Origin of the sequence: Arthrobacter sp. UYP6 (genome assembly GCF_040547315.1) — a bacterium.
GTDB lineage: Bacteria > Actinomycetota > Actinomycetes > Actinomycetales > Micrococcaceae > Arthrobacter_B.
Genome location: NZ_JBEPPM010000002.1, coordinates 12,408 through 30,398 on the forward strand (window position 1 = coordinate 12,408; position 17,991 = coordinate 30,398).

The following is a 17,991-nucleotide window of genomic DNA, read 5'->3' on the forward strand; positions in this document are numbered from 1 at the left end:
TCTGCCAGTTCGACGGGGGTGGGAAGGGGAGACTGGGTTAGACGGCCGGTGCCGCCTTGCTTCCTCCAGCCCCGCCCCCGCCGATCCGCCGGCGCTGCCACAGCGACCAGGCCAGCCACAGGCCCCACACCACCAGGAGCACCACGGCTCCGGCAATGAACGTGGACACGTTCAGCGGTCCGGTCCGTCCGGCGATGATCAGGAAGCCCCACCAGGACACCGCGGCCACCGCTAGCAGGTTCACGGCGGGCGCCATGGCCGCTGTTCCGCTGCGGGTCCGGACCGCCGTCACCACCACGTCAATGGCCATCACCAGGGTCAAAGCGGTCACGGTACCGGTGGCGAAGGCCACCACCTCGGGGGACACGGCGTGGTTGGCGAACCACAGGATCAGCATCATCACAGCGGCCGCCAGCGCCAGCGCCTGAAGGACGGCGGCCAGCAGGCTCAGTCCCTTCAGCTGCCGGTCCGTGTCACGGCGCTTGCCCGGAATGTTGGACCAGGCCTCGCGGCGGAACCAGGCAGAGGCAAGGTTGGCAAAGAGCAGGGTTGCGCCGGCCGAGATGAACGGGACCACAAAGTTGTTGGACAAGACCCAGGTCAGGGCGGCGACGGCCGCAAAAACCTGGGGTGAACCGATGATGCCCAGCACCCAGGACCACAGGAAGGGGCGGCGGGCGGATTCCAGATCCAGTGGATGGACCAGGAAATGAGTGGTGGCGTCAGGGAGCTGGACGCGCTCGTTGATCTGTTTCACGGAGACCTCCAGGGAACCGTGTCCAGGTGCGGGCCCCGCAGGCCGCCCCGGGCGATGTCATAGATTTTCTGCCGGGATACACCCAGCTCTTCGGCGACGGTGACTGCACTGAAGTCCTCGAGCAGGTCCGCCGCAGCAAGTGATCTGATACCCGAGGCCCGGCGGCCCAGCTGAGCCGCAAGGGCACCTACCTCACCGGCGAGCAGCGCCGCGGCGAGGGTGCCGCCAAACGGTTCTGCCCAACCGGGGGACCCGGCCACGGCGGCGGCGTACAGCCGGTCGCCGCCGTCGGCCAGAACGGTTCGAACCTGCTCCGCGGGTAAGCCTGCCGCTTCAAAACGCGCGGCAACTCCGGCCCGTTCTTCGGGCGGCCGGTGGGAGAGGACCCTGTCCCACCGGGTTTCGGGGATGTCATCCCCGGGATGACTGTTCATGCTCCGAGTGTGAGCGGCCCGGGGGATGTTGTCTACCCCCTGGTGACAAGTATTTTTGCGCAGCGCTCCACGACGGGCCCAGCCGCGGATGAAGCCGCGGATGAAGCGGTGGAGTTCCGGGCCGCAGGCGCCGGGACCGGCGCCGCCGTTCACAGCGTTACGCCCCGCGCCTACCATTGGCTGAAAGGGGATCCATCCTATGTGAGCGAGGCTCTGCCATGGCCAACATCATCACCAGACCCATCACGAAACTGGGGATCGTCGGCGCGGGAAGCGTGGGAACCTCCCTCGCCTACGCCGCGATTATCAGAGATGCAGCCCGGGAAATAGCCATCTATGACATTGACGCCACCAAGGCCGAAGCTGAGGGGCTGGATCTGGCCCACGGCACGCAGTTCACCGGCGCAAACACGGTGACCGGCGGCGGTCGCATAGAGGCGCTGGCGGGATCGGACGTCATTGTCATTACGGCCGGGGCACGGCAAAAGCCGGGACAGTCGCGGCTGGAGCTGGCCGGAGTGAATGTGAACATCATTCAAAACCTCATGATGCAGCTGATGGAGCAGGCACCCGACGCCGTGTACGTGATCGTCACCAATCCCTGCGACGTCCTGACCGTGGCCGCACAGAAAGCATCGGGCCTGCCGTGGAACCGGGTCTTCTCCTCAGGAACGGTGCTGGACACGTCCCGGCTGAGGCTGCTGCTGGCCCGTGAAGCGCACGTGCTGATGACCAGTGTGCATGCCACCATCATCGGAGAGCACGGCGATTCGGAGTTTCCGGTCTGGTCCAGCGCTTCCATTGGACCGGTGCCGATTCGGGACTGGAAGATCAGCGGCCGGCAGGTGTTCACCCAGGAATACCTGGATACCGTGACTCAGGAGGTGGTGACCGCCGCGTACAAGGTGATTGAAGGCAAAGGAGCCACCAACTATGCCATTGGCCTGGCCGGTATCCGCATCGTGGAGGCCATTCTTCAGGCGGAGAACGCGGTGCTGCCGGTCTCGGCCATGATGCACGGAGCATACGGCATCGAGGGTGTGGCACTGTCACTGCCCTCAATCGTGGGCACCAACGGTGTCTACGAAATGCTGGCGATGCCGCTGGATGATAAGGAAACCCGGCAGCTGCAGAACTCGGCGGACACCCTGCGGAACACCCTCACCACACTGGGGGTCTAGCTGGTGAGGGTGTCCGCATGGCGTGCAGGGAGGCGTGCTTCCGCGGTGTTAGGCCGGGACGGAAGCTACCTGTTCGGCGCCGCCCTTGGCGATACGCACGGCGTCGTCGAATTCGGCGTCGATCTCGGCTGAAGGCTTGAACGTCAGCCGGCTGACCAGGATCGTCAGCGCCAGGTTGATGAGGAAGCCCGGGATAATTTCATACACGTCGCCCAGGACCCCGGGCATTTCGAAGGTGCCCCACAGGAAGGCAGTGGCTGCGCCGGCGATCATGCCGGTCAGAGCTCCGGCGGTGGTGAGCTTACGCCAGAAGAGGGCCAGCAGGATGGTGGGACCAAAGGCCGCGCCGAAGCCCGCCCAGGCAAAGCCGACCAGATCCAGGATGCTTGCGTTGCGGTCCAGAGCGATCAGGATCGAGATCACGGAGACCGCCAGAACGGCCAGCCGTCCCAGCATCACCATGGAACGCGGGGATGCTTCGCGCTTGAGCACAATTTTGTAGAGGTCCTCCACCAGGGCCGAGGACGTCACAATCAGCTGTGAAGAAATGGTGCTCATGATCGCGGCCAGGACTGCGGCGAGGACAAAGCCGGCCACCAGCGGATGGAAGAAGATTTGCGAGAGCTCCAGGAACACGGCTTCGGGATCGCTGAGCCTGAGGTTGTTCTGCTGGAAGTAGGCAGCGCCAATCAGCGCGGTCATCAGGGCGCCGATCACCGTCAGCAGCATCCAGCCCACACCGATCCGGCGGCCGGCTACCGCGTCCTGAGGGGAGCGCAGCGCCATAAAGCGCACAATGATGTGCGGCTGGCCGAAGTAGCCCAGGCCCCAGGCCAGGGCGGAAATGATGCCGACGGCGGTGCCGCCGGCGATGGGGTCCAGCATGTCCGGGTTGATCTCGCGCAGCGAATCGGTCATGCCGCCGAAACCGCCCACTTGGGCCAGACCCACCAGCGGGACGACGATGAGGGCGGTGAGCATCATCAGGCCCTGGACCACGTCGGTGTAGCTGGCGGCCAGGAAGCCGCCGAAGAGCGTGTAGGCGATGGTCACGCCGGCAACGACCAACATGCCCGTCAGATAGGTGGAACCGAATGAACTTTCAAAGAAGACGCCGCCGGCAACCATGCCGGAAGAGACGTAGAAGGTGAAGAAGACCAGGATAATCACACCGGAAACCACCCGCAGCACCCGGGAACGGTCCTTGAGTCGGTTCTCCAGGAAGCTGGGCACGGTGATCGAGTTGTTGGAGACCTGTGTGTAGGAACGCAGCCGCGGAGCCACGAACTTCCAGTTCAGCCACGCACCAGCGGTGAGGCCGACGGCGATCCAGCCCTCCACCAGGCCGGACACGTAGATGGCGCCCGGCAGGCCCATCAGCAGCCAGCCGGACATGTCCGATGCTCCTGCGCTCAGGGCAGCCACCCCGGGCTTCAGATCACGGCCGGCGAGCATGTAGTCGTCGAGGTCGGTGGTGCGTCTGTAGGCCCACCAGCCAATCGCCAACATGGCGAGCATGTAGATCGCCATGGCGATCAGCTTGTACGTCTGGTCAGTCATTGTGTTGTTAGCCGTTCACTCTGGTTACGTATCGTGGTCCGGGCCCAAGGCCCGTCCCAGTATGCCAAGCGTCACAGTGAGCGGGAAATTGGTGGCGGGGGCGCCAGTGCACCCCCGCGCTTAGCGGGACCGGAACACGGTGTCCTGCCAGTCCTTGTGTGCGGTGGCGTCGCGGCTGAACATGACGTGCTTGATGTTGGTGTATTCCTCGAAGGAGTACATGGACATGTCCTTGCCGAATCCGGAGGCTTTAAAGCCGCCGTGCGGCATCTCGGACACGATCGGAATGTGGTCGTTGATCCAGACGCAGCCTGCGGCGATCTCCTCGCTGGCACGCAGGGACCGGGACAGGTCCCGCGTCCACGCGGAGGCAGCCAGGCCGTAGGGAGTGTCGTTGGCGAGGCGGAGGCCGTCGTCGTCGGAATCGAACGGCAGCGCGGTGAGCACCGGTCCGAAGATCTCGTCCTGGACAATTTCGGAATCCTGCGCCGCACCGGTGATCAGGGTGGGCCGGTAGAAGGCACCCGCGGCCAGGTTCCCGCCCGGGGCGCTTCCGCCGGCTCGAACAGTGGCGCCGGCCTCCCGGGCGCGCTCCACGAAACCGGCCACCTTGTCGCGGTGCGCATGGCTGATCAGCGAACCCAGATCGGTGCCGGGATCGGTGGGATCGCCCACCGCCACGGACTCCATCAGCTCCGCCACGCGTGCGGTGAAGGCGTCGTACAGGGGCCGCTGGACGTAGGCGCGGGTAGCCGCGGTGCAGTCCTGGCCCCCGTTAATGATGGAACCGGCAACGGCGCCGTGCGCTGCTGCCTCGAGGTCGGCGTCGTCGAACACCACAAACGGCGCCTTGCCGCCGAGCTCCAGGTGGATCCGCTTGGCGGTGCGGGCCGCCATGGCCATGATTCGGCGGCCGACGGCGGTGGATCCGGTGAAGGAGGTCATGGCCACGTCCGGATGGGTCACCAGGAGCTCCCCGGCGACCTGCCCGCTCCCGGTGACCACATTGATGACGCCGTCGGGAACGCCGGCGGCGGCGGCAGCCTCGGCGAAGAGCAGCGAGGTGCCAGGGGTCAGCTCGCTGGGCTTGAGCACTATGGTGTTGCCGGCGGCAATGGCCGGGAGGATCTTCCATCCGGCCATCTGCAGCGGGTAGTTCCAGGGGGCGATGGAGCCAATGACACCGATCGGCTCGCGCCGGACCATTGAGGTACCGCCGGCACCGTATTCTCCCGCGGCCAGGCCGTGCAGCTGCCGGGCGGCGCCGGCAAAGAAGGAGACGTTATCCACGGTGCCCGGGACATCGAATTCGGTGGACAGCCGGATCGATTTGCCGGTCTGGGCGGTTTCCAGTGCGGCGAGCACACCGGCGCGGGCGTCCAGCTCGGCGGCCAGGCGCAGCAGCGCCTCGGCACGCGCCGCCGGAGTACGCCGGGACCAGCCAGGGAACGCGTTTTTGGCCGCTGCCACCGCGTCCCGGACATCTCCGGCGTCCGCATATCGCAGGGTCTCCGCGATCTCCCCGGTGGCCGGGTTGATCCGCTTGGCTTCCTCTGCGCCGCCGCTGCGGTAGGCGCCGTTGATGAACTGGTGGCAGTCGGTGAACTGCTGCATGTAGTGCTCCGTGATGGGTGGGAAAGACTGCAAAGGAAAGTGCGTTAGGCGGGTGCGAGGTAGAGCTTGCGGAGGGTCCGGGAAACGGTCCAGCGCGTGCGGGAGCCCGCGGCCAGCCGCATCAGCGAGTGGGGTCCGAGGGTTGCTGTTGACGTGACCGAGCCGTCTGCGGCGAGGAACTGAACCGTGGCTTCCCCGGAGAGCACCAGAAAAACCTCGTCCGCCTCGGTGTCGTACATGCCGCCTTCGGACATTTCCCAGACCCCTAGGTCCACGCCGCCTAAACTGCCCAGTTCATGGATTCCGGTGGCCGGGCCTCCTGCGGCGACGGCGTCCGCCGGGACGGGCTCCATCCCGATCACCAGGGCGGCGGCGTCCAGCGCGACGCCGGCGGGCAGGAGGGTTTCGAGGGCGTCAATGCCGGTCATGGCGGAGATCCTTTGGCGTGGAGTGATGGGTGAGTCGGAGCCGGGGTAGGCCGCGGCGGCGCAGGAACGGGCGCTTAAGGAGCGGAACTCCGGAGACAATCCGGAGTCCCGCTCGTTCGGGGACGCTAGTCCGTGACGTAACCGTCCGCGATCGTCAGCACCTCATCAAGGATGCCCAGGCCGGTACGGGCCTCTTCATCACTGATGTTCAGCGGCGGCACCACGTGGAGGCGGTTGAAGTTGGCAAAAGGCAGCAGCCCCCGCTCCTTGCAGGCCGCAATCAAGGTGTTCATTTCCGGGCTGGAGCCGCCGTAAGCTGCCAGCGGTTCCCGCGTTTCCCGGTTCTTGACCAGTTCGACGGCCCAGAACGCACCGGTACCGCGGACCTCGCCCACGCTCTGGTGCTTCTCCGCCAGGTCAGCCAGGCCCGGACCGAAAACAGTCTCGCCCAGGCGGGCGGCGTTTTCGACCATGCCTTCCTCTCGCATTGCCCCGATGGTCGCCACTGCGGCGGCACAGGCGAGCGGGTGCCCGGAGTACGTCAGTCCGCCCGGGAAGGGGGTGTGGGCGAACGTTGCGGCGATCTCGTCGGAGATCGCCACGCCGCCCAGCGGCACATAACCCGAGTTGACGCCCTTGGCGAAGGTGATCAGGTCGGGTTCCACACCCGCGGCGTGCTCGATCGCGAACCACTTGCCCGAGCGCCCGAATCCGGCCATGACCTCATCAGCGATGAACATGATCCCGTATTTGCGGGTCAGTTCACGGACGCCGGCAAGGTACCCGGCCGGAGGAATCATGATCCCGGCGGTGCCGGGGATGGATTCCAGGACCAGGGCGGCGAATGCGCCGGGACCTTCGAGCAGGATCAGCTGCTCCAGGTTCTCCAGGGCCCGCTGGCATTCCTCTTCCTCGGTGGTGGAGTGGAACTGCGTGCGGTACAGGAAGGGCGCGTGGAAGTGCACGGTCCCGGCATTGCCGTAGTCGTTGGGGAGCCGGCGCGGGTCCCCGGTGACGTTGACCGCCAGCGCGGTGCCGCCGTGGTAGGAGCGGTAGGCGGAGAGCACCTTGTAGCGGCCGGTGTGCAGGCGGGCCATGCGGATGGCATGTTCAACCGCGTCGGCGCCGCCGTTGGTGAAGAACACCGTGTCCAGGTTTCCCGGGGTGAGCTCCGAGACCAGGCGGGCTGCTTCGGAACGGGCGTCATTGACGTGCTGCGGTGCGACGGTGCAGAGCTTGCCGGCCTGCTCCTGGATGGCCGCAACCACCTTGGGGTGCTGGTGGCCGATGTTCGTGTTGACCAGCTGCGAGGAGAAGTCCAGCAGCCGGTTGCCCTCACCGTCCCAGACGTAGGAGCCCTCGGCCTTGGTGACCGTCATTGGCTTGATCTGCTTCTGAGCGGACCAGGAATGGAAGACGTGCTTGCGGTCCAGCTCAAAGGCCCGGCGTCCGGCGGCCAGCTCCTCTTCCGTGACTGCAGATTCGGTTGTGGTGCTCATGTTCGGATACTCCTTCTGACCTACGCGTTCTGCGGGAATCCGAGGTTCAGGCCGCCGTGGCTCGGGTCGAGCCAGCGGGTGGTGACAACCTTGCCGCGGGTGAAGAAATGCACGCCTTCAGTGCCGTGGGCGTGGGAATCGCCGAAGAGCGAGTTCTTCCAGCCACCGAAGGAGTAGTACGCCATGGGAACGGGGATCGGTACGTTGATGCCGACCATACCAACCTGAACCTCGTTCTCGAAGCGCCGGGCGGCGCCGCCGTCGTTCGTGAAGATGGCGGTGCCGTTGCCGTACTGGTTGGCGTTGATCAGCGCCAGGGCCTCGTCGTAGGAATCGGTGCGGACCACGGAGAGAACCGGGCCAAAAATTTCATCGGTGTAGATGGACATCTCCGGGGTGACGTTGTCGAAGAGGGTGGGGCCCAGGAAGAAGCCTTCACCTTCGGCGTCGGCTTCCACGATGCGGCCGTCCAGGACCACTGTGGCGCCGTCGGCAACGCCGGCGTCGATGTAGCCTGCCACCTTATCGCGGTGGGCAGCGGTGACCAGGGGTCCCATGTCAGTGCCGCGCAGGCCGTCGCCAATGCGCAGGGTGCGCGTGCGTTCGGCGATCTTGGCTACCAGTTCGTCGGCAATGGGTCCGACGGCGACGAGGGCGGAGATGGCCATGCAGCGCTCGCCGGCGGAACCGAAGCCGGCGTTGACGGCGGCGTCGGCTGCCAGGTCCAGGTTGGCGTCGGGCAGAACAATCATGTGGTTCTTGGCGCCGCCCAGGGCCTGGACGCGCTTGCCGCCGGCAGTGCCTTCGCGGTAAACGTACTGCGCAATCGGGGTGGAGCCCACAAAGGAGACGGACTTGATGTCCGGGTGGTGCAGCAGGGTGTCCACGGCTTCCTTATCGCCGTGGACCACGTTGAAGACGCCGTCCGGCAGGCCGGCTTCCTTCCACAGCTCAGCCATCCAGTTGGCAGCCGTGGGGTCCTTTTCGCTGGGCTTGAGAATTACGGTGTTGCCGGCGGCAATGGCCACCGGGAAGAACCACATGGGCACCATGGCCGGGAAATTGAACGGGCTGATAATAGCGGCCGGGCCCACGGGCTGACGGATGGAATGCACGTCCACCTTGGTGGAGGCGTTCTCGGTGTAGCCGCCCTTGAGCAGGTGCGGGATGCCGCAGGCGAATTCCACGACCTCCTGGCCGCGGCTGATTTCGCCGAGCGCGTCGTCGAGCACCTTGCCGTGTTCGGAGGTGATGATGGCGGCCAGCTCGGGCTTACGGGCGTTGAGCAGTTCCCGGAAAGCGAAGAGGATCTGTGCGCGGCGGGCCAGCGAAGTGTCCCGCCAAGCCGGGAACGCGGCGGTGGCGGCGGCAACGGCGTCGTTCACGGTCTCCACGGAGGCCAAGGCCACCTGGGAAGTGACCTTGCCGGTGGCCGGGTTAGTAACGTCGGCAAGGCGGGTGTCGGCCGCCAGGGTGAAAGCGCCGTTGATCCAGTGCTGGGTAATCTGCACAAATGCTCCTGTGGTGGTTAGGTACGTGGCTCCATCCTGGTCCGGATGGCAGCACGTGAACCAGAGACAATCTGTCAAGAAATATGGAGATATCTTTACGATTCGTAAGGTTCGTGGTCCCGCTGCGCCTAGACTCAGCGCATGATGTTGACTGTGGCCGCCGTATTGGAGCTGGAGGTGGTGCGCGCCGGAGCACCCGAACTGCTAACGGGAAACAACAGGCTGGAAAGCCCGGTGCGCTGGGTGCATGTGGCGGAACTGCGGAGCCTCGCCGATCTGTTGGAGGGCGGGGAACTAGTGCTGACCACCGGACTGGCCTTCGGGGAATCCGCCGACGACGCGGCCCGGTACCTTGCCGGGCTCCAGGACGCCGGGGCCGCCGGGGTGATCGTTGAAATTCCCGGCGACCGGCCGGCCGACGCCGCAGCACTGGAGTACGCTGCCGCGGGAACTCAAATGCCGGTGATCCGGCTGCACCGGCGGATCCGGTTTGTGGAGGTCACCGAAGTGGTGCACCGGCGCATTGTGGCCGGGCAGTTTGAACAGGTTGCCAAAGCCCGTGAAGTCCATGAGGTTTTTACCATGCTGAGCCTGCAGAGCGCCGGGGTACAGGAGATCGTGAACCGGGCCGCGCAGCTGTTGGACTTCCCGGTGGTGCTCGAAGACAGCTCGCATCTGGTGGTGGCCTTTGCCGCCGGCCCGGTCCCGCCGCAGGAACTGCTGCAGGACTGGCAGCGCCGGTCCCGGGCCGTGCCCCGGGCCGGCGGCGGGCCCGGGGAGGGCGGGGAGTGGCTGCAGACACCGGTGGGACTGAACGGCCAGCAGTGGGGGCGGTTGGTGATTCCGGATTTCCCGCCGTCACCGGACGCCGCTGCCGAAGCTTCCATGGTGCTCGAACGTGCCGGTCAGGCACTGTCCATCAACTGGTTGGCGGAGCGGGACCAGGCCGGACTGGCACAGCAGGCTCAGGCCGGATTGATCCATGAACTGCGCTCGCCGCGGGTACCGGATGAAACCGCGGCCCTGACTCGGGCCGAGGCGCTGGGCCTGAAACCGTCGCCGGCCTACCTGCCGCTGGTCCTGCATCTGGGCGCGGCCGCCGGCGGGGATCCGATGTCCATGCAGCGCAAGGAACGGGCGCTGCTTGAACTGCTGGCCAGCGTCCTGTCCTCCACCCGGATTACGGCGCTTGCCGCGGCCGTGCAGACCGGGCAGGTGGCAGTGCTGCTTGCGCTCCCGGCCCGGATGCTCGAGGACAGCGTGCTGGAACGCCTTTGCGGGGTCCTGTCCGAGCGGTCCGCGGCCGCCGTCGAGCCGTTGGCCTGGACGGCAGGGGTGGGCCGGGCCCGCTCTTCGCTGGCGGATGCCGCCGCCGGGCTGGATGAGGCAACCCATGTGGCGCAGACGGCGGGAACGCTGTCCGGGAGTGCCCGGCGCTACTTCCGGTCCACCGATATCCGGCTCCGCGGGCTGCTGGCCCTGCTCCGCGAGGATCCGCGGGCGGTTTCGTTTGCCGACGCGGAACTGCACACCCTGCTTGAGGACGGGGCGGAGGAGGAACTGGCGCTGCTGCAGCGCTTCCTCGAGTGCGGGGGCAACAAGACCGAGCTGGCCCGCAGCGGCTATCTGAGCCGCCCCACCCTGTATGCCCGGCTGGAACGGCTGCAGGCGCGGCTCGGTGTGTCCCTCGACGACCCGGAGTCGCGCACCTCGCTGCATGTGGCGGTGCTGCTGCACCAGCTCCGCTCGCTCAACCCCGCCCCCTGACCCGCCCGCTCAACCCCGCCCCCTGACCCGCCTCTGGCACCATCCTGCGTGCACAGGTTCCCACCCTTTGTTGCCTGCCGTGACTGGTGGGACCTCAGGGGCAACACCAGCCACAGACAGTGGGAACGCGTGCCAGGCGGGCGTGTCCCCGGGGAACGGATCCACGTAGCATCCGTAGAAAAGGAGGCTTCCATGGCAGCTGCGAGCACCGTGATCGTCGTTGAAGGGTTGCAGAAGTCATTTGGCACCTTTCCTGCCCTCAAGGGACTGGACCTGGAAGTAGAGCAGGGGCGGGTCCACGGTTTCCTGGGGCCCAACGGTGCCGGAAAGTCCACCGCTATCCGGGTACTGCTGGGCCTGCTGAAGGCCGACGCCGGCACGGTTCGGCTGTTGGGCGGGGATCCCTGGACCGATGTGGTGGAACTGCACCGCCGGCTCGCCTACGTTCCCGGCGAGGTGTCGCTGTGGCCGGGGATGAGCGGGGGAGAGGCCATTGACCTCCTGGGCTCGCTCCGGGGCGGACTGGATCTGCGGCGTCGCGCCGAGCTGCTGGAGCGCTTCGAGCTGGACCCGGCCAAACGCGGTCGCCAGTATTCCAAGGGCAACCGGCAAAAAGTTGCGCTCGTGGCGGCGCTTGCGGCGGACGTTGAACTGCTGATCCTGGACGAGCCGTCCAGTGGTTTGGACCCGCTGATGGAGAAAGTGTTCCAGGAAGAACTGATCAAGGCCACACAGCGTGGAACCACGGTACTGCTCAGCAGCCACATCCTCGCGGAGGTGGAGAATCTGGCAGACCGGCTGAGCATCATCCGCGGCGGCGTCACGGTCAGTACCGGCACGCTAGCAGAACTGCGCGGCACGGCCCGCGCAACCGTGCATGCCACCCTGGAGCGCTTACCTGGGCCGGATGGACTCGGCGGCCTCCATGATGTGCAGGTGAATGGCCATCACCTCAGCGCCACGGTGGCCACGTCGGATCTGGACCGCGCCATGAGCGGCCTCAGCGCTTTGGGTCTGACCGCCCTCAGCGTAGAGCCGCCGTCACTGGAAACCCTGTTCCTGAGCCTTTACGAGGGTAAGAACGGCACCGAGGCGGCATGAGCGGGCCACTCACCGGCACCGGGACGCTGCTGTTGGCCTTGGCAAGGTTCGACGGCCGGAGGTTCGCCCCCTGGACGCTGATTGTGACGGTACTTTCGGCGTCGTCGGTCCTCGTCTACCCCGTGGTCTTTGCAACCGCGGAGGAGCGCGCCGGTCTGGCCGCCGCCGTCGGCTCCAATCCTGCGCTGAGCATTATCTTTGGCCGCGCCAATGATCTGCTGACAGTCGACGGATTCAACGCCTGGCGCAGCCTGGCACTCGGGGGTTTTCTGGCTGCACTGGGTGCCACGTTCGCCGTCACCCGCGCCACCCGCGGTCAGGAAGACTCCGGCCAGGCCGAACTTCTGGCCTCCGGCGTGATGGGCCGCGGCACCCGGCTGATGTCCGCCACCCTCCTGGCGCTGGCGGGGTCAGCGCTCCTGGGCCTGGTGGCAGGCATGGTCACCGGACTCTGCGGCGGCGCCTGGGAACCTTCGCTGCTCCTCGGAGCCACCTTCACAGCCACCGGTTGGCTGTTTACGGCAGTGGCGGCGGTGTCGGCGCAGCTGGCCTCCGACGTCCATGCTGCCAACAGCATCACCGTGTCCTTCCTGGGGGCGCTGTTCCTGCTCCGCGGAGTCCTCGAAGCGCTCCAGGCCCCGGAATGGACCGCATGGATCAACCCGCTGGGCTGGATCAGCGAGACGGGTCCGGCGGATACGGATCGCTGGTGGCCGCTGCTTCCGGTGGCTGCGTTGACCCTGCTGCTCCTCGGTGTTGCCTTCGCCCTCCAGTCGCGCCGCGATTTTGGGCAGGGCGCCCTCCCGCCCAGACCCGGAGCCGCCCGCGGCGCGCTGCACGGCCCTTGGTCCCTGACGCTGCGGCTAAACCGTACGACGTCGATTACCTGGGCGACAGCGTTCCTCGCCCTGGGAGTGGTCTTCGGTTATCTGTCGACCTCAATCCAGGACCTGCTGGGCTCCAACCCGGCGGCCCAGACCATCCTTGCGGCCGGCGCCACGTCCACCACGGAGCTGACCCGCTCCTTCATAAGGACCATCCTGAGCCTGGCGGGCATCATCGCCTCCGTGTCCGGGGTCCAGGTTCTGCTGCGGATGCGGTCGGAGGAAATGGCAGACCGGGTTGAGCCGCTGCTGGCTGCCCCGCTGAGCCGGGGGCGGTATTTTGCGGCCAACACCGTCCTGTCCCTGGCGCTGCCGACCGTCCTGTTACTGGTTTCGGGAACGATGATCGCGGGGATTGCTGCCGGAGCAGACACCGGGATCACCTTCAACGAGGCTTTCCTGCAGGCCATCTTTACAGTTCCCGCGGTATGGACGGCCACCGCCGTGGCCGTGTTCATCACGGGAGCCCGTCCCCGGATCAGCCTTGCTGCCTGGATCGGTGTTCTGCTCTCCTTTGCGCTGACCCTGCTGGGGCCAACCTTCCGGTTGCCGGAGTGGGCGCTGGGCATCAGCCCGTTCTGGCATGTTCCCACTGTGGCCTCGGAGGTCCCCAACGGTGGCGATCTGCTGTGGATTTTGCTGGCCACAGCGGTGCTGGTCTTCGGCGGATTCCTGGGCTTCCGCCGCCGGGACCTCGCCCGTTAGCGCGCCGCGACGACGGGAACGTTGCCACCATGGGATAGGTTTTCCCCATGACTTCGACCACCTCTGTCTACGGGCAGGCCGTAGCCACCGTACAGATCGATACTGACCGGATCCGCGTCACTGAATGGCGCTTTCCGCCGGGAACACAGACCGGCTGGCACCGCCACGAGCTGGATTACGTTGTGGTCCCCACCATCGGCGGGCACATGAGCTATGAAACCGCGGAAGATCAGATCACCAAGGATCTGGTGGTGGGTGCCTCGTACGCCCGGGAGGCCGGAGCCGAGCACAACGTCATCAACCAGACGGATACTGAATTCGCGTTCATTGAGATTGAGCTCAAGCAGCAGGATTAGCCGGCCGCAGGAGATTCCACCGTCAGCAGGTCTCCCACCTCGCAGTCCAGCGCCAGGCACACGGCGGACAGAGTGGAAAAACGAATGGCGCGCGCCCGGTCATTCTTCAGCACCGACAGGTTCACCACGCTGACTCCCACCTGCCTGCTCAGTTCCGTCAGGGTCATGCCGCGCTGTTCCAGCAGCTGATCGAGCCGGCAATGGATACCTGCGGTGTCCTCCGCCGGCATCAGATGAGGCCCTGGGTGTCATTCTGCAGGCGGCGGCCATACTGGAATGCCGCCGCCACCAAAATGAGCAGGAGGCCTGCCACTAACGGTGCGAAGCTGAAGGTGCCCACGAAGATGGCGTACCCGCTGCCCGTGCCCTGGTCCAGCCCAATCGCGTCCCCCAACCGGGTGCGGCCAATTGTGTCGATGACCTGGCCGGCGCTGCCTGCCAGCGCCAGGATTGTGCCGCACACGGCAATGACCCAGGCCGAGCCGGCGGTGAACAGAACTTTCCGCCGGAGCCGGAAGGCGAGCAGGAATATCAGTGCCAGCACCGCCAGCACAGCCACGAGGTTCAGGGCTTCGCCCCAGGCCAGCAGGGCGTTCTCAGGGCCCGGAAGCAGGGGAATGATCGCTTCCGCGGTGGTGTAGTGGGCCTGGGCGCCGAGGGCCAGACTGGGCGGACGGAGCTCTGTGGTGGCCAGCGGCAGGGTCAGCGTGACGGGACCGCTGAAGTATCCGGCGGTCCGCCTCAGCGCCCCGACACCAGATCCGCGGCGCGCGCCAACGGCGAGGTCGCCGGCCGGCCGTTCCGTTCCGCGCGGTCAGCGGCGTGGTACGCCCGGTACATGGCGTTGACACCCAGCCAGCGCAGCGGTTCCGGCTCCCAGCGCCGGACCCGCCGGTTGACCCACGGCATCCGCGTCAGCTCGCTGTCCGGCATCAGCACCAGGTCCCGGAGCGTGCGCCCGGCCAGGTTGGAGGCCGCGACGCCGGTTCCCACATAGCCGCCGGCCCAGCCGACGCCGGTGCCCGGATCCAGCCCCACCGTGGCTTTCCAGTCACGCGGCACCCCGAGCACCCCGGCCCAGGCATGGTCGATCCGAGCTCCGGCCGCGGCCGGAAACAACTCCCGCAGCAGGTCGGTGAGCCCGGTGATCGTCGCGGGCTGTGTGGCGCCGTCGGTATCGGTCCGGGAACCAAAGCGGTAGGGCACGCCGCGGCCTCCCAACGCAATCCGGCCGTCGGCAGTGCGCTGGGCATACATGTAGGCGTGCGCCATATCCGCCACCGTGTCCCGGCCCGCCCAGCCGATGTCCTCCCAGACCCGGTCCGCCAGCGGCTCGGTGACGATCATGGAGGAATTCATCGGCAGCCACTCGCGGTGGGCGCCGGGCAGATTGGCGGTGAATCCCTCGGTGGCGCGCAGCACAAACCTCGCCCGCACCGTTCCGCGGGGCGTCACTGCTGCAGCACGCTCCCCGGCACTGCCGGGCCTGATTTCTGTGATCGGAGTCTGCTCATAAATCGGCACGCCCAGCGCTTCGACCGCGGCGGCCAGCCCGCGCACCAGCCGGGCCGGCTGAATCCGGGCGCAGTGCGGCTGGTGCAGCCCGCCCAGCACGCCCGAAATCCGCACCCGGCCGGCGGTTTCCGCCGCATCGAGGAGTCGGGCTCCGGACTGCGGCCACGCCGACTCCTCCTTTGCCCAGGCCCGGAGCCGTCCCAGCTGCGCGGGGTTGCGCGCCACATTCAGCTCGCCGCCCTTGACGATCCCGGCGTCGATCCCCTCCGCGGCCGCCACAGCGATCACCTCGTCCACCGTGGCATTGAGCAGTTCCTGGAACCTGCCCACCGCGGCGCGGCCGTGTGATTTCACGTACTGGCTGCGCCCGCCGGTGATGGAATTGGTCAGCCAGCCGCCGTTGCGGCCGGAGGCGCCAAAGCCGGCAAACCGGGACTCCAGCACCACCACTGACAGGTCCGGGCGGGCCTTCTTGAGGTAAAAGGCGCTCCAAAGACCGGTGTAGCCGGCGCCGACGACGGCGACATCCACCTCCGCGCTCCCGTCCAGTCCGGGGCGCAGAGCCGGCAGGCCGGTTTCCGCATACCAAAAGGAAACCTGACCATTCACGGGAGCGGAGGAGGCGTCCATGTCAGAGGTGGTTCAGCCCTTCCGTGAGGACGGTGCGCAGGATCGATTCGATCTGGTCGAATTCCGGCTGGCCCATGGTCAGCGGGGGAGCGAGCTGGATCACTGGATCGCCGCGGTCATCAGCGCGGCAGTAGAGGCCGGCGTCGTACAGGGCGGTGGAAATGTAGCCGCGGAGCAGGCGCTCGGATTCCTCGTCGCTGAAGGTCTCCTTGGTGGCTTTGTCCTTCACCAGTTCGATGCCGTAGAAGTAGCCCTCGCCGCGCACATCGCCCACAATGGGCAGGTCCAGGAGCTTCTCCAGCGTGGCGCGGAACGCCGGTGCATTGGTTTTCACCCGGTCGTTGAGGCCCTCGCGCTCAAAGATGTCCAGGTTGGCCATGGCGACGGCGGCGGAGACCGGGTGCCCGCCAAAAGTGTAGCCGTGATAGAACGTCGTATCGCCGCGGCTGAACGGCTCAAACAGGCGGTCGGTGGCAATCATCGCGCCGATGGGGGCGTAACCGCTGGTCAGGCCCTTGGCGCAGGTGATGATGTCCGGCTGGTAGCCAAAATCAGTGCTCGCAAACATGGACCCGATCCGGCCGAACGCGCAGATCACCTCATCGGAGACCAGCAGAACGTCGTACTGGTCGCAGATTTCCCGGACCCGCTGGAAGTAGCCGGGAGGCGGCGGGAAGCAGCCGCCGGAGTTCTGCACCGGTTCCAGGAACACTGCGGCCACGGTGTCTGCGCCTTCAAATTCAATGGCCTCGCCAATCCGGTCCGCGGCCCAGCGGCCAAAAGCTTCCGGATCCTCCAGCCCGGCCGGAGCACGGTACTGGTTGGTGTTGGGCACCCGGAAGGCGCCGGGCACCAGGGGTTCGAACGGTGCCTTCATGTCCGGAATGCCAGTGATGGACAGGGCTCCCTGGGGCGTGCCATGGTAGGCGACGGCCCGGGAAATGACCTTGGTTTTGCCCGGTTTGCCGGTGAGCTTGAAGTACTGCTTGGCCAGCTTCCACGCCGATTCCACGGCCTCGCCGCCGCCGGTGGTGAAGAAGACCCGGTTGAGGTCTCCGGGTGCCCCGGCCGCCAGGCGTTCGGCCAGGTCAATGGCCGGCGGATGCGCATAGGACCACAGCGGCATGAAGGCCAGTTCGCGGGCCTGTTTGGCCGCGGCTTCGGCCAGTTCCTCGCGGCCGTGTCCCACCTGCACCGCGAAGAGTCCGGCCAGACCGTCAATCAGCTCATGGCCGCGGTCATCGTAGATCAGGTGCCCGCTTCCGCGGGTAATTACGGGGACATGCCCGCCGGCGGAGGGGCCGGAATGTCGGGCCATGTGCATCCACAAATGGTCCCGGGCTGCCTGCTGCCGGTCGGTGCCGCGCGGCGTGGTGGAGGAGGACTGGACTGCTGCTTCGGTCATCGGGTGCCCCAGTTGTAGGCCTGCTTCCGCAGGGACAGATACATGAATGTTTCGGTTCCGCTGATACCGGGAAGGCTTCTAACCCGGTTGACCAGGATCATCAGGTCCTGGTCGCTTTCGCACACTACTTCCGCGAAGATGTCGAACGATCCTGCGGTGATCACGCAGTAGTCCACCTGGCCGATGTCGGCGATCAGATCGGCGGCTTCGCCTACATCACCGCTGGTCTTGATGCCCAGCATCGCCTGCCGGGGGAATCCCAGCTGCAGCGGATCAGTCACCGCCACAATCTGCATGATGCCCGCATCGGTCAGTTTCTGGACCCGCTGGCGCACAGCCGCTTCGGAAAGCCCCACCGCCTTGCCGACGGCGGCATAGGAGCGCCGACCGTCTTCCTGCAGCTGTTCGATGATGGCCTTAGAGACCTCATCAACCCCGGGCGCAGCTGCAATTTCCCCAGTCATCGGTGCCTTTCTCTCATGGCCGGTGCTCAGGCCGGACCGGGCCTGGTTGATATTGAAGCGGGTAAACCGAGAATAAACAAGGTTACCGGCTGCGGATTACTGGGGTATTTCGGGCAATTTCTTTCGGAAACCGTTGTGAAACAAAATATTTACAACTAAAAACCTTGTTTGCCCCGGCGC

General features: G+C 66.3%; 17 protein-coding genes. 5 read left to right on the forward strand and 12 right to left on the reverse strand.

Features of this window, described 5'->3' with window-relative positions; all coding sequences use genetic code 11:
- Window positions 1-37 precede the first annotated feature (37 nt).
- Window positions 38-757, reverse strand: a complete 720-nt coding sequence (locus ABIB35_RS01840) for a hypothetical protein (protein WP_354178406.1) — start codon at window positions 755-757, stop codon at window positions 38-40.
- Entirely contained in the window at window positions 754-1,191 is a 438-nt protein-coding gene (locus ABIB35_RS01845; protein WP_354178408.1) for a hypothetical protein, read from the reverse strand. The genes ABIB35_RS01840 and ABIB35_RS01845 overlap by 4 nt, the downstream gene beginning before the upstream one ends.
- Window positions 1,192-1,409: 218 nt before the next feature.
- Here ABIB35_RS01845 and ABIB35_RS01850 point away from each other — a divergent pair, with 218 nt between their 5' ends.
- Window positions 1,410-2,372, forward strand: coding sequence for an L-lactate dehydrogenase (locus ABIB35_RS01850; RefSeq protein WP_354178409.1), 963 nt, complete (start codon window positions 1,410-1,412; stop codon window positions 2,370-2,372).
- A 48-nt stretch (window positions 2,373-2,420) separates the two neighbouring features.
- Here ABIB35_RS01850 and putP read toward each other — a convergent pair whose 3' ends face one another.
- The 5 genes from putP to ABIB35_RS01875 form a co-directional block, all read right to left on the reverse strand.
- On the reverse strand, window positions 2,421-3,932 hold the full coding sequence (putP, locus tag ABIB35_RS01855; RefSeq protein ID WP_354178411.1) for a sodium/proline symporter PutP: 1,512 nt from the start codon (window positions 3,930-3,932) through the stop codon (window positions 2,421-2,423).
- Window positions 3,933-4,052: 120 nt separating this feature from the next.
- A complete protein-coding gene (locus ABIB35_RS01860; RefSeq protein WP_354178412.1) occupies window positions 4,053-5,546 on the reverse strand; it encodes a gamma-aminobutyraldehyde dehydrogenase in 1,494 nt (497 codons plus the stop codon).
- Between the two features lie 44 nt (window positions 5,547-5,590).
- Window positions 5,591-5,974, reverse strand: coding sequence for a cupin domain-containing protein (locus ABIB35_RS01865; protein ID WP_354178414.1), 384 nt, complete (start codon window positions 5,972-5,974; stop codon window positions 5,591-5,593).
- Between the two features lie 125 nt (window positions 5,975-6,099).
- Window positions 6,100-7,473 carry an aspartate aminotransferase family protein gene (locus ABIB35_RS01870; RefSeq protein ID WP_354178416.1) on the reverse strand — a complete coding sequence of 458 codons (1,374 nt, stop codon included), beginning with the start codon at window positions 7,471-7,473 and terminating at the stop codon, window positions 6,100-6,102.
- 20 nt (window positions 7,474-7,493) lie between these two features.
- Window positions 7,494-8,984: a CoA-acylating methylmalonate-semialdehyde dehydrogenase gene (locus ABIB35_RS01875; RefSeq protein WP_354178418.1), complete on the reverse strand. Its 1,491-nt coding sequence runs from the start codon at window positions 8,982-8,984 to the stop codon at window positions 7,494-7,496.
- A gap of 141 nt (window positions 8,985-9,125) precedes the next feature.
- Here ABIB35_RS01875 and ABIB35_RS01880 point away from each other — a divergent pair, with 141 nt between their 5' ends.
- From ABIB35_RS01880 to ABIB35_RS01895, 4 genes are all read left to right on the forward strand, one after another.
- Window positions 9,126-10,751 carry a PucR family transcriptional regulator gene (locus ABIB35_RS01880; protein ID WP_354178420.1) on the forward strand — a complete coding sequence of 542 codons (1,626 nt, stop codon included), beginning with the start codon at window positions 9,126-9,128 and terminating at the stop codon, window positions 10,749-10,751.
- A gap of 192 nt (window positions 10,752-10,943) precedes the next feature.
- A complete protein-coding gene (locus ABIB35_RS01885) occupies window positions 10,944-11,852 on the forward strand; it encodes an ABC transporter ATP-binding protein (protein WP_354178422.1) in 909 nt (302 codons plus the stop codon).
- The gene (locus tag ABIB35_RS01890) at window positions 11,849-13,441 is read left to right on the forward strand and encodes an ABC transporter permease (RefSeq protein ID WP_354178423.1); all 1,593 of its coding nucleotides are present in this window, start codon (window positions 11,849-11,851) and stop codon (window positions 13,439-13,441) included. Before ABIB35_RS01885 ends, ABIB35_RS01890 begins: the two co-directional genes overlap by 4 nt.
- 47 nt (window positions 13,442-13,488) lie before the next feature.
- Complete coding sequence (locus tag ABIB35_RS01895) at window positions 13,489-13,797, forward strand: cupin domain-containing protein (RefSeq protein WP_354178424.1); 309 nt, start codon at window positions 13,489-13,491, stop codon at window positions 13,795-13,797.
- Here ABIB35_RS01895 and ABIB35_RS01900 read toward each other — a convergent pair.
- From ABIB35_RS01900 to ABIB35_RS01920, 5 genes are all read right to left on the reverse strand, one after another.
- On the reverse strand, window positions 13,794-14,027 hold the full coding sequence (locus tag ABIB35_RS01900; protein WP_354178426.1) for a helix-turn-helix domain-containing protein: 234 nt from the start codon (window positions 14,025-14,027) through the stop codon (window positions 13,794-13,796). The genes ABIB35_RS01895 and ABIB35_RS01900 overlap by 4 nt on opposite strands.
- Window positions 14,027-14,356, reverse strand: a complete 330-nt coding sequence (locus ABIB35_RS01905; protein ID WP_354178428.1) for a hypothetical protein — start codon at window positions 14,354-14,356, stop codon at window positions 14,027-14,029. The genes ABIB35_RS01900 and ABIB35_RS01905 overlap by 1 nt, the downstream gene beginning before the upstream one ends.
- A gap of 182 nt (window positions 14,357-14,538) precedes the next feature.
- Window positions 14,539-15,942, reverse strand: coding sequence for an NAD(P)/FAD-dependent oxidoreductase (locus tag ABIB35_RS01910; RefSeq protein WP_354178430.1), 1,404 nt, complete (start codon window positions 15,940-15,942; stop codon window positions 14,539-14,541).
- Window position 15,943: 1 nt separating this feature from the next.
- The gene (locus ABIB35_RS01915) at window positions 15,944-17,347 is read right to left on the reverse strand and encodes an aspartate aminotransferase family protein (RefSeq protein WP_354178432.1); all 1,404 of its coding nucleotides are present in this window, start codon (window positions 17,345-17,347) and stop codon (window positions 15,944-15,946) included.
- A complete protein-coding gene (locus ABIB35_RS01920) occupies window positions 17,344-17,811 on the reverse strand; it encodes an Lrp/AsnC family transcriptional regulator (protein WP_354178434.1) in 468 nt (155 codons plus the stop codon). Before ABIB35_RS01920 ends, ABIB35_RS01915 begins: the two co-directional genes overlap by 4 nt.
- Window positions 17,812-17,991: the final 180 nt, after the last annotated feature.

Bases quoted from the DNA above. Each gene is read 5' to 3' on its own strand.
- ABIB35_RS01915 (WP_354178432.1), bottom strand. From the start codon at position 17,347: ATGACCGAAGCAGCAGTCCAGTCCTCCTCCACCACGCCGCGCGGCACC.
- ABIB35_RS01910 (WP_354178430.1), bottom strand. From the start codon at position 15,942: ATGGACGCCTCCTCCGCTCCCGTGAATGGTCAGGTTTCCTTTTGGTAT.
- ABIB35_RS01850 (WP_354178409.1), top strand. From the start codon at position 1,410: ATGGCCAACATCATCACCAGACCCATCACGAAACTGGGGATCGTCGGC.
- putP (WP_354178411.1), bottom strand. From the start codon at position 3,932: ATGACTGACCAGACGTACAAGCTGATCGCCATGGCGATCTACATGCTC.
- ABIB35_RS01865 (WP_354178414.1), bottom strand. From the start codon at position 5,974: ATGACCGGCATTGACGCCCTCGAAACCCTCCTGCCCGCCGGCGTCGCG.
- ABIB35_RS01920 (WP_354178434.1), bottom strand. From the start codon at position 17,811: ATGACTGGGGAAATTGCAGCTGCGCCCGGGGTTGATGAGGTCTCTAAG.
- ABIB35_RS01860 (WP_354178412.1), bottom strand. From the start codon at position 5,546: ATGCAGCAGTTCACCGACTGCCACCAGTTCATCAACGGCGCCTACCGC.
- ABIB35_RS01900 (WP_354178426.1), bottom strand. From the start codon at position 14,027: ATGCCGGCGGAGGACACCGCAGGTATCCATTGCCGGCTCGATCAGCTG.
- ABIB35_RS01880 (WP_354178420.1), top strand. From the start codon at position 9,126: ATGATGTTGACTGTGGCCGCCGTATTGGAGCTGGAGGTGGTGCGCGCC.
- ABIB35_RS01890 (WP_354178423.1), top strand. From the start codon at position 11,849: ATGAGCGGGCCACTCACCGGCACCGGGACGCTGCTGTTGGCCTTGGCA.
- ABIB35_RS01895 (WP_354178424.1), top strand. From the start codon at position 13,489: ATGACTTCGACCACCTCTGTCTACGGGCAGGCCGTAGCCACCGTACAG.
- ABIB35_RS01885 (WP_354178422.1), top strand. From the start codon at position 10,944: ATGGCAGCTGCGAGCACCGTGATCGTCGTTGAAGGGTTGCAGAAGTCA.
- ABIB35_RS01845 (WP_354178408.1), bottom strand. From the start codon at position 1,191: ATGAACAGTCATCCCGGGGATGACATCCCCGAAACCCGGTGGGACAGG.
- ABIB35_RS01870 (WP_354178416.1), bottom strand. From the start codon at position 7,473: ATGAGCACCACAACCGAATCTGCAGTCACGGAAGAGGAGCTGGCCGCC.